9 protein-coding genes and 1 pseudogene are annotated in these 9,873 nt (G+C 65.9%); 7 read left to right on the top strand and 3 right to left on the bottom strand.

All coding sequences use genetic code 11. The features are described from left to right. The 3 genes and pseudogenes from A9X00_RS30220 to A9X00_RS24525 all read left to right on the top strand — a co-directional run. Positions 1-261 (top strand): annotated as a pseudogene (locus A9X00_RS30220) (hypothetical protein); the annotation flags it as partial. Between the two features lie 90 nt (positions 262-351). Next, on the top strand, positions 352-1,131 hold the full coding sequence (locus A9X00_RS24530; RefSeq protein WP_067159398.1) for an enoyl-CoA hydratase: 780 nt from the start codon (positions 352-354) through the stop codon (positions 1,129-1,131). A gap of 158 nt (positions 1,132-1,289) precedes the next feature. Further along, a complete protein-coding gene (locus A9X00_RS24525) occupies positions 1,290-2,606 on the top strand; it encodes a PE domain-containing protein (RefSeq protein WP_067159394.1) in 1,317 nt (438 codons plus the stop codon). Here the strand turns inward: A9X00_RS24525 and A9X00_RS24520 are convergent, their stop codons facing one another. Next, positions 2,607-3,068, bottom strand: a complete 462-nt coding sequence (locus A9X00_RS24520) for a cupin domain-containing protein (RefSeq protein ID WP_067159425.1) — start codon at positions 3,066-3,068, stop codon at positions 2,607-2,609. It lies immediately after the preceding gene. A 132-nt stretch (positions 3,069-3,200) separates the two neighbouring features. Here A9X00_RS24520 and A9X00_RS24515 point away from each other — a divergent pair, with 132 nt between their 5' ends. From A9X00_RS24515 to A9X00_RS24500, 4 genes are read left to right on the top strand one after another with little or no spacing between them, the layout of a single operon-like run. Beyond that, positions 3,201-5,561: an arylsulfatase gene (locus tag A9X00_RS24515; RefSeq protein ID WP_067159422.1), complete on the top strand. Its 2,361-nt coding sequence runs from the start codon at positions 3,201-3,203 to the stop codon at positions 5,559-5,561. Between the two features lie 10 nt (positions 5,562-5,571). Further along, positions 5,572-6,954, top strand: coding sequence for a DUF1254 domain-containing protein (locus A9X00_RS24510; RefSeq protein ID WP_067159391.1), 1,383 nt, complete (start codon positions 5,572-5,574; stop codon positions 6,952-6,954). Between the two features lie 57 nt (positions 6,955-7,011). Next, on the top strand, positions 7,012-7,725 hold the full coding sequence (locus tag A9X00_RS24505; RefSeq protein ID WP_082975493.1) for a GntR family transcriptional regulator: 714 nt from the start codon (positions 7,012-7,014) through the stop codon (positions 7,723-7,725). Positions 7,726-7,755: 30 nt separating this feature from the next. After that, positions 7,756-9,018, top strand: a complete 1,263-nt coding sequence (locus A9X00_RS24500) for an alanine racemase (RefSeq protein ID WP_082975492.1) — start codon at positions 7,756-7,758, stop codon at positions 9,016-9,018. A gap of 8 nt (positions 9,019-9,026) precedes the next feature. Here A9X00_RS24500 and A9X00_RS24495 read toward each other — a convergent pair whose 3' ends face one another. After that, complete coding sequence (locus A9X00_RS24495; RefSeq protein WP_197515258.1) at positions 9,027-9,440, bottom strand: RidA family protein; 414 nt, start codon at positions 9,438-9,440, stop codon at positions 9,027-9,029. After that, complete coding sequence (locus A9X00_RS24490; RefSeq protein WP_066937283.1) at positions 9,437-9,871, bottom strand: heme-binding protein; 435 nt, start codon at positions 9,869-9,871, stop codon at positions 9,437-9,439. The genes A9X00_RS24495 and A9X00_RS24490 overlap by 4 nt, the downstream gene beginning before the upstream one ends. Positions 9,872-9,873 lie beyond the last annotated feature (2 nt).

Here is a 9,873-nt window from a genome sequence, read left to right as displayed (position 1 = left end):
GCGGGGGTGGGGCTGGAACGACGGCCCGGCCCCGCACCCCGCCCCGCCCGGCGGGGCCCGCCGCCCCCCGGCGGCTGGGACGGCCCGCCGCCTCCCGGCGGGTGGAACCGACCTTGGGCCGGACCGCCGCGCGACGTGGTCTACGCCCGGTCCGACTTCGGCCCGTTCGAATACAACACCTTCACCGTCTTCCCGGTCTTCAACTGGTATTACGGCGGTTGGGGTTACTGGTTCTTCGGCGTCTGGGTTCCGCTGTACTGACGCCGTTGGTCCCTTTGAGGCCGCCCCGGTTCGCGCCGGGGCGGCCTTTTAGTTGCTGACCTTTCCCCGCGACTCGTGTAGGCGTAGAGCATGCACACGACGGACGGGCAATTCGTCAGGCTCGCTCGCGATGGCGGCTCGGTCACCATCGAGTTGATCAACTCCAAGCCGCTGAACATCATCGGTACCGGCGCGATCGAGGCGCTGACCGAGGCTTTCGACGCCGTCAGCCAGGACGACGACGTGCGGGTCGTCGTGTTGCGCGGCGCCGGGGATAGGGCGTTCATCGGGGGCGCCGACATCAACGAGATGGTCACGCTCGACCAGTCCAGCGCGGAAGTGTTCATCCGCCGGCTCGCGAGGCTGTGCGAGGCCATCCGCGACTGCCCCGTCCCCGTCATCGCCCGGCTCGCGGGCTGGTGCCTCGGCGGCGGCCTGGAGGTGGCGGCATCATGCGATCTGCGGATCGCCGAGTCGGGTGCCAAATTCGGGATGCCGGAGGTGGCGGTCGGCATCCCGTCGGTCATCCATGCGGCGTTGATCCCGAGGCTGATCGGCGCGTCGCACGCGACCTGGCTCCTGCTCACGGGTGAATCGATCGACGCCGACACGGCCGCCGCCTGGGGCCTGGTGCACGAGGTCATCGCCGCCGAAGCCCTCGACGCCCGCATCGCCGAGCTCGGCGGGAAGCTCAGCGGGTTCGGCCCGCAGGCGGTCCGCCAACAAAAGCACCTCCTCAACAGCTGGTTCGACATCACCGTTCAGAGGGCCGTCGAGGACAGCGTCGCGCAATTCGGTCTGGCGTTCCTGACCGGCGAGCCGCAACAGCACATGCGGGCGTTCCTCGCCCGCAAGGAGGCCGGGCGGTAAGCCTTTGCCGCGAGGGTGCAACTACCGACGGATCCACTCGGGAGATGCGTCGGTAGTTGCACTTTCGCGTGATATCGATTGGTCAAAACCGGCCACATCTTCCTGCGCCGCGCTCCATGATGGCTAGTACTCAAAACCAAACCGGGGGGTTTAGGCGAATGTCAGCTGTGCTCGTTGTGCCGGAAATCTTGGAGACGGCCGCGGCCGATGTTTCGCGCATCGGTTCGGCCGTGACCGCCGGCAATCTGGTCGCGGCAATCCCGACGACCGAGCTGGCGGCGGCCGGCGCCGACGAGGTGTCGGCGGCCATCGCGGCGCTGTTCGGCGCGCATGCCCAGGACTATCAGGCGGCGGCGGCGCGGGCGACGACGTACTACGAGCAGTTCGTGCGCACGTTGAGCACCGCGGCCGCGTCGTATGCGGCCACCGAGGCGGCCTCCGCCGCGAGCCTTTCCGGCGAGCTGCAGACGTTCCTTGACGCTCCGCTCAACACGATCACCGGGGTCTGGAGCAACAGCCCGCTCGGCACCGCGATCGATCAGGCGTTGTTCGGCACCGGCGGCAACCAGCAGTCGATCGTCATCGACTTCGTGCGCCACGGGCAGTCAGTTGGCAACGCGGCCAACATGATTGACACGGCCGTGCCCGGCTTGCCCCTCACCCCGCTGGGGGTGCAGCAGGCGACGGCCATCGGCACCGCGCTCGGGCCGCAAAGCACCTTCGCCGGGGTTTTCGAGTCGCAGCTGACCCGGGTGCAGCAGACCGCCTTCTACGCCGGCATGACCAACCCGCCGGCATTGGCCGGGCTCAACGAGATCAGTGCCGGCGTCTTCGACGGCGCACCCGACATCAGCCCCCAGGGCCTGCTGTATCTGGTCGCCCCGCTGGCATGGACGCTCGGCTTCCCCATCGTGCCGATGCTCGCCCCCGGCTCGGCCCACATGAACGGGATCGTTTTCGACCAGGGCTTCACCAACGCGATGCAGACGATGTATGGCACCGCCATGACGAACCCGGTGGTGAACCCTGCGAACGGCCAAATCACCGACGTCGCGTTCTCCAGCGAGTTTGCGATCGAGGTCGGCACGCTGATGAACGTCAACAACCCGAATCCGTTGCTGATGCTGACCCACCCGTTGCCCAACACCGGCGTCGTCGTGGTGCAGGGCAGCCCGCAGGGCGGCTGGACGATGACCAGCTGGGACGGCATACCGGTCGGGCCGCCGACGTTGCCGACCAAGCTGTTCGTCGACGTGCGCGACCTGATCACGGCGCCGCAATTCGCCGCCTGGAATAGCTTGACGGCCTTGGGCACCGGCGATCCGACCACGATCGTGAACGCGGTGCAAAACGGTGTCGACGAGGTCGCCGCGGCGACGGTTCATTTCCCGGTCGCGGTGGGCCGCGACTTGATCCATGCCGTCACCAACACCAGTGTCAGTGGTCTGACGGCCGAGCTGACCGGCCTGCTCTAGCTAGGTCCCAAGCGAATACAGGGCCGGCAAGTTGACGACGACCGCCTCCTGGGTGGTGCGCGCGATGACGACCTCGGCCGGCATGGTCGGATCGGGATTTTCTTCCCGATGCGGCACGTACGGCGGGACAAAGATGTAGTCGCCAGGTCCCGCGGCGATGCGGATCTCCGTGACGCCATCGTGGAACACGAACTCGGGGTTGCCTTTTCGAACGTAGATCGCGGTCTCGCAGTCGCCGTGGTGATGATTCCCCGAGACGGTCGCGGGTTCGATGTGCGCCTCGCCCATCCATAGAGTCTGCGCTCCAACGGATTTGCCGCAGATGGCGGCGAGCCGCCGCAAACCTTCGGTTTGTGCGGTGGACGAATCGAGGTCGGAGGATCTGATGTGGTGCACACGAGCCCGCGTCGCCGCAAGTTCGATCGTCTCGAAGTCAGGGTGGAATCCGTCGGCGGCGCTCATCGGGCATCCCTTCGTCGGGCGCAACAGCATCACTTGCATATACCATTGATAGGATACTATACAATTAATCAAAACATATATGATCGGTGGTGATCCCGCCCGACGCTGGCGGAGGATGAGATGAGGCTGACGATGGCGACTGGTTCGACGGAATTCAACGGCAGGATCGAGCTGGATATCCGGGACTCGGAGCCGGATTGGGGCCCGTACGCGGCGCCGACGGCGCCAGAGAATTCGCCGAACATTCTGTATCTGGTCTGGGATGACACCGGGATCGCGACGTGGGACTGCTTCGGCGGGCTGGTCGAGATGCCGGCGATGTCGCGCATCGCCGAGCGCGGGGTGCGGTTGTCGCAGTTTCACACCACTGCGCTGTGTTCGCCGACGCGGGCCTCGCTGCTGACCGGGCGCAACGCGACCACGGTCGGCATGGCCACCATCGAGGAATTCACCGACGGCTTCCCCAACTGCAATGGGCGCATCCCGATGGACACCGCGTTGCTGTCCGAGGTGCTCGCCGAGCGCGGTTACAACACTTACTGTGTGGGCAAGTGGCACCTGACCCCGCTGGAAGAGGCGAATATGGCTGCCACGCGGCGGCATTGGCCGACCTCGCGCGGGTTCGAGCGGTTCTACGGGTTCATGGGTGGGGAGACCGACCAGTGGTACCCCGATCTCATGTACGACAACCACCCGGTCGAGCCGCCGGCAACCCCTGAGGAGGGGTATCACTTGTCGAAGGACATTGCGGACAAGACCATCGAGTTCATCCGCGACGCCAAGGTGATCGCGCCGGACAAGCCGTGGTTCAGCTACGTGTGCCCGGGCGCAGCGCACTCGCCGCACCATGTCTTCAAGGAGTGGGCGGACAAATACGCCGGCACGTTCGACATGGGCTACGAAAAATATCGCGAGGTCGTGCTGGAAAACCAGAAGGCGATGGGCATCGTGCCACCGGACACCGAACTGTCGCCGATGAACCCGTATCTGGATGTCAAGGGACCGAGCGGGGAGGCCTGGCCGCTGCAGGACACGGTGCGGCCGTGGGACTCGCTCAATGACGAAGAGAAGAAGCTGTTCTGCCGCATGGCGGAGGTGTTCGCCGGGTTCATCAGTTATACCGACGCGCAGATCGGTCGGATCCTGGACTATCTGGAGGAGTCCGGGCAGCTTGATAACACGATCATCGTGGTGATCTCCGATAACGGCGCCAGCGGTGAGGGCGGCCCGAACGGGTCGGTGAACGAGGGCAAGTTCTTCAATGGCTATATCGACACGGTCGAGGAGAGCATGAAGCTCTTCGATCACCTCGGCGGCCCGGAGACCTTCAACCATTACCCGATCGGGTGGGCGATGGCGTTCAATACGCCGTATAAGTTGTTCAAGCGCTACGCCTCGCACGAGGGCGGCATCGCCGATCCGGCGATCATCTCCTGGCCCGCCGGTATTGCAGCCCGCGGTGAGGTGCGCGACAACTACGTCAACGTCTGCGATATCACGCCGACCGTCTATGACCTGCTGGGCTTGACCGCGCCGGAGAAGGTCAAGGGCATCGCGCAAAAGCCGCTGGATGGCGTGAGTTTCAAAGCGGCCCTGGCGGATCCGGGTGCCGACACCGGCAAGACGACCCAGTTCTACATGATGCTGGGCACCCGCGGCGTGTGGCATCAGGGTTGGTTCGCCAACACCGTCCATGCCGCCTCGCCCTCCGGGTGGTCGCATTTCGACGCCGATCGTTGGGAGTTGTTCCACATCGAGGCCGACCGCAGCCAGTGCCATGACTTGGCCGGCGAGCACCCCGAGAGGCTCGAAGAGCTCAAGGCGCTGTGGTTTTCCGAGGCGGCCAAGTACAACGGCCTGCCGTTGGCCGACCTGAATGTCATCGAGACGGGCGACCAATGGCGGCCCTGCCTGGCAGGCGAACGCTCCAGTTATGTCTACTACCCCGATTGCGCCGGCGTCGGCATCGGCGCGGCCCCCGAGCTTCGGGGCCGCTCGTTCGCCGTCCTGGCCGACGTGACGGTGGATACCACCGGCGCCGAGGGTGTGTTGTTCAAGCAGGGCGGCGCCCACGGCGGGCACGTGCTGTTCGTCCAGGACGGCAGGTTGCACTACGTCTACAACTTCCTCGGCGAGCGCCGGCAGCTGGTCTCGTCGTCGACGGCGGTTCCGCTGGGCCGACACGTCTTTGGGGTTCGGTACACGCGGACCGGAACCGTCCCGAACAGCCACACCCCACTCGGTGAACTGACGCTGTTCGTCGACGACGAGGCCGTCGGCACGCTGGCGGAGGTCAGCACTCATCCGGGCACGTTCGGACTGGCCGGGGCGGCGATCACGATCGGACGCAACAGCGGTTCGCCGGTGTCCAGCCGCTACAAGGCGCCGTTCACCTTCACCGGCGGTACCATCGCCCAGGTCACCCTCGACCTGTCCGGGCGCCCGTACGAGGACATGGAAACAGAACTCGCGCTTGCCTTCTCACGCGACTGAGGAAGTACTCATGAACACCACGATTCCCGGTCCGGTCGCCGGGACCCGGATGACCGAGGCGTATCTTGCCGAAATCGCGCGCTTCGCGTACTTCTGGGCGTGGCCGATGGTCAACATGCACAACCGGCTCCAGAGCGCCGAGCGAATTCCCGGCCCGGGGTTGGCGGGCGGCTACCTGCCCGTCACGCCGCCGAATCGGCTGTGCATGCTGTGCGATTACATCGACCCCTTCGAGCGTGCGATCGCCTGCCCCAACCAGGATGTCGTCTACGGTCAGGGGCTGCTGGATCTCGAGAAGGAACCCGTCGTCATCCAGGTCCCCGACTTCGGCGACCGGTTCTGGGTCTACCAGGTCGTCGACCAACGCACCGACAGCTTCGCCGAACTCGGTGCCATGTATGGCAGCGCCCCGGGCTTTTACCTCTTCGCCCACGCGGATTGGGCCGGGGAGATCCCCGACGGCATCACCGCCGTATTCCGATGCCCAACCCGCATCGGCGCGATGCTGCCCCGGCTGTTCATGGACGACACCGCCGCGGACCGGGCGGCGATCCAGCCCATCGTCAACCAGATCAACGCCTACCCGCTTTCCGAATTCGACGGGCGCGTCAAGACGGTCGACTGGGCCAACATCCCCGTATATCCCGGCGAAGCCCGCGACACCGGTGACACCGAAGTCGGATGGGTCGACCCGGAAACGTTCTTCGCTCAACTTCCGGCGGTTCTCGACGACGTGCCGCCCCTGCCGGGCGAGGAAAGCATCTACGGGCAAATACGTGCCATCCTGGCGGCCGCGCAGTCGGACGCTGGCATCGCGGCCACTCTGACAGCCGGCGCACGCCAAAGCGACAAGGAAATCGTCCAGCCGCTGTTTGAGTTCCGCAATTTCGGTCTCCCGCTTGCCCATGATTGGACGCACATCGGCAACGGCGCGCAGTTCGGGACCGATTACTTCACCCGCACCGCCGTCGCAAAGTCGAACATGTTCGTCAACCGGCGAAACGAGACCGCGTACTTCTATCAGGATCTCGATTCCGGTGGTAGGCGGCTCCACGGCTCCCATCCCTACGCGGTCACGTTTCCCAAAGGCGGGCTCCCGCCAGCGCGGGGATTTTGGTCCCTAACGGTCTACAACGAGCACCATTTCTTCCACGCCAACGACCTGGAACGGTACTCGCTCGGCACGAAAAGTAAGGAACTGCAATACAATAACGACGGTTCCTTGACTCTGCACGTAGGTACGCAACCGCCCGGCCGAGACCTGATGGCGAACTGGTTGCCCGCGCCGAACGGTGACTTCTCGCTCTTCATGCGCGCGTACTGGCCGGAAACCGGCATTCTGGACGGAAGTTGGACGCCGCCACCCGTGGAAGGCCTGGGCCCGATAGATTGACGCCTGCCGCCGGGGCCGCCCGAAATCGTATATCATCGTTGCGAACGTACATTTTCGGTGAACAAGGCGATCAAAGGAGTGAACTGCCCCATGCCTGGTGTATCCGGCGCCACCACTACCCGCCAGACGGGGGTTGACCTCGCGCGCGACACGGTGCGCGGCATGATTCTGCGTGGAGAGCTCGACCCGGGAAGTCGCCTGACCCTCACCGAAGTTGCCGAGCGGATCGGCACGAGCGTGACGCCGGTGCGCGAGGCGTTACGCGACCTTGCGGCGATCGGCTTGGTCGACATCGACGCGCACAAGGGTGCGCGGGTGCATACGCACACCGCCGCGGAGCTGAGCGAGATCTACGAGCTGCGCCAGATCCTCGAAGCGCGCGGGATGGGGGAAGTGGCCGCATTGCCGGAGGAAGACCGCGTTGTGGCCTGCACGCTAGCCGCCAAGCTGGCCACCCAGATGGAAAAGGAATCGGACGCCGCGGGGTGGGCCACGCTGAACCGCGATTTCCACGCCCGGCTCGCCGAGCCGCTTCGCGAACCCTGGCCCCTGCTATACGACTTGGTGGAGTCGTTGCGCAACAGGTCCATGCTGCCCGTCGCGACGGCGCTGCGCTTTGAGCCGGCGCTGATGCGCAAAGCCAATTGCGATCACCGTGACATGGTGGCCGCCATCCGTGATGGCGACGCCAAGCGGGCCGAGCGGGTCACCGCCGAGCACCTGGGCCGGACCATTGCAGTCTTGCTGAAGGCCTTCCCCCAAGCCGACTGAAAAATCTCCGATGAACCGACCACCCGCGCGGTGACCAACCTCGACAAAGGCGCGCCGCACGATGGCGTGCCCCTCGGCAAAAATGTTGTGCGCGAGCAGCTCAGCCTGCCGGCCTGCACCGTGCGCTCGGATGCCTTGCGCGCCAACAGCATCGCGATGCTGGATTTCCTGGCGCGGGTCGGGCGCGATCTGGACGCCGACATCGCGCTGTGTCCGCACGGGAAAACGACGATGAGTCCGGATCTTTTCCGCCGGCAGTTGGCCGACGGTTGCTGGGGAATCTCGGTTGCGACACCACATCAGGTGCGGGTGGCGCGCCACTTCGGGATACCGCGAATTCTGCTGGCCAACGAGCTCATCGGTCGACACGACATCGACTGGGTCGCGGGGGAGCTGCGGCGCGATCCCGGCTTCGAATTCTTTTGCCTCGTGGACTCTCTCGAGGCCGTGCAGCGGCTGGCCGAGCGGGCCGACCGTGCGTCGCTCGACCGGCCGATAAACGTGCTCCTGGAGGTCGGGTACGCCGGTGGACGATGTGGAGTGCGGAGTGTTGACACCGGCCTGGCGGTCGCGCGTGCCGTCCACGCTCGTCGTCCAGCGTTGCGGCTCGTCGGTCTCGAAACTTTCGAAGGCCTGCTGCAAACGCGGCCGGCGGCCGAGGGCGATGCTCAGGTCACGGCGTTGATCGGGTTCGTCGCCGAACTCGCAGCCAGGTCCGACGCCGAGGGCCTGCTCGCCGACGCCGACCCCGTCCTGCTCAGCGCGGGCGGCAGCAGCTTCTACGACCTCGCCGCGCGAATCCTGGCCACTGCGAACATTTCTCGACCCATCAAGATCGTGGTGCGCAGCGGGTGTTACCTGATCCACGACGTCGACTTGTACGGGCCGCAGCTGACCCGCCTGCGACAGCGCGACGCCCTCGCGCGCCGCGAGGACCTGGCGTTCACCCCGGCGCTGGAGGTGTGGGCCCACGTCCTGTCGGTGCCCGAACCCTCCCGCCTGGTGCTCGGCGCGGGACGGCGCGACTTCGGTGAGGACGCGGGCCTTCCCGCACTCGCCCGCCATTTCCGCGCCGGCACCGAACTGCCGCCGCCCTGGAACGCCGGCGCCCACCTGGCAGCCGTCAACGATCAGCACGGCATCGTCGACTTCACGCCGCCCTGGGACGTCAGGGTGGGAGATCTCCTGGTGCTCAGCCCATCCCATCCGTGCACGACGTTCGACAAATGGCGGACGGTTCACGTCATCGACGAGCAGGCGACGGTCATCGACGCCCTGCGCACCTACTTCTGACGTCGCCGCTAGCGACCCGAGCCGACGTGAACGATGGCGGTGAGCTCGATCCGGCCGTGCGGGAGCCCGGCTACCTGAAAGGTCGATCGCGGAGGGTATGGGGCGGTGAAGAACTCGGCCTGCACCGCGTTGAGAGCCGCGAGGTCGCCCAAGTCCGTCAGCATCGCGGTCAGCATGACGATGTCTTTCAGACGCGCGCCGGCTTCCCGGCAAATCGCCTCGAGATTGTCGAATGCCTGGCGGATGGCCTCCGCGGCGCTGGCATCGACGACGCGTTGTCCGTACTGATCGATGGCGAGCACCCCACCGACATACACGACGTCGTGCACGTGGGTGGCCTGCGAGAAGTTGCCGGCGTTGATGCCGGTGTTGTCCGGCGCGTCGGCGGCGTGCAGGATCAGCTGCTTGGGCGGAATCGTCATTGTGGGCCGCCGACCGCGATCAGCCCGGCCGCCTGGATGGCCGCAATCGCACATTGTTGGTCAACGTCTGCCGTGTCACCCGAGACGCCGACCGCGCCGACGGTCTCCCCGTGTGCGTCCTGGCACAGGACGCCCCCGGCGGCCAAGGCAATTCGGCCGTCGCTCACCTGTCCCAGGCTCGTGAAGAACGCCGGGTTATTCGCGGCGCGGACCGCGAGTTGTGCTGACGACTCGCCCATTCCGAGGGCGCCCCACGCTTTGGCCGTCGCTAGGTCGGTACGCAGGAAGCCGGCACCATCCTCACGCAACTGGACGATCGGATGCCCACCGCGGTCCAGTACCGTCACGGCGAGGGGCGCCGCACCGGAGTGCTCCCCATGTCGCAGGGTCTCCTGTGCGATCGTGATCGCGGTCGCTAGTCCGAAGGTCATTC

The sequence above is a fragment of the Mycobacterium sp. 1245805.9 genome, from assembly GCF_001672915.1.
In the GTDB taxonomy this organism is placed as follows: domain Bacteria; phylum Actinomycetota; class Actinomycetes; order Mycobacteriales; family Mycobacteriaceae; genus Mycobacterium.
This window is presented reverse-complemented; position numbering and strand designations above follow the sequence as displayed.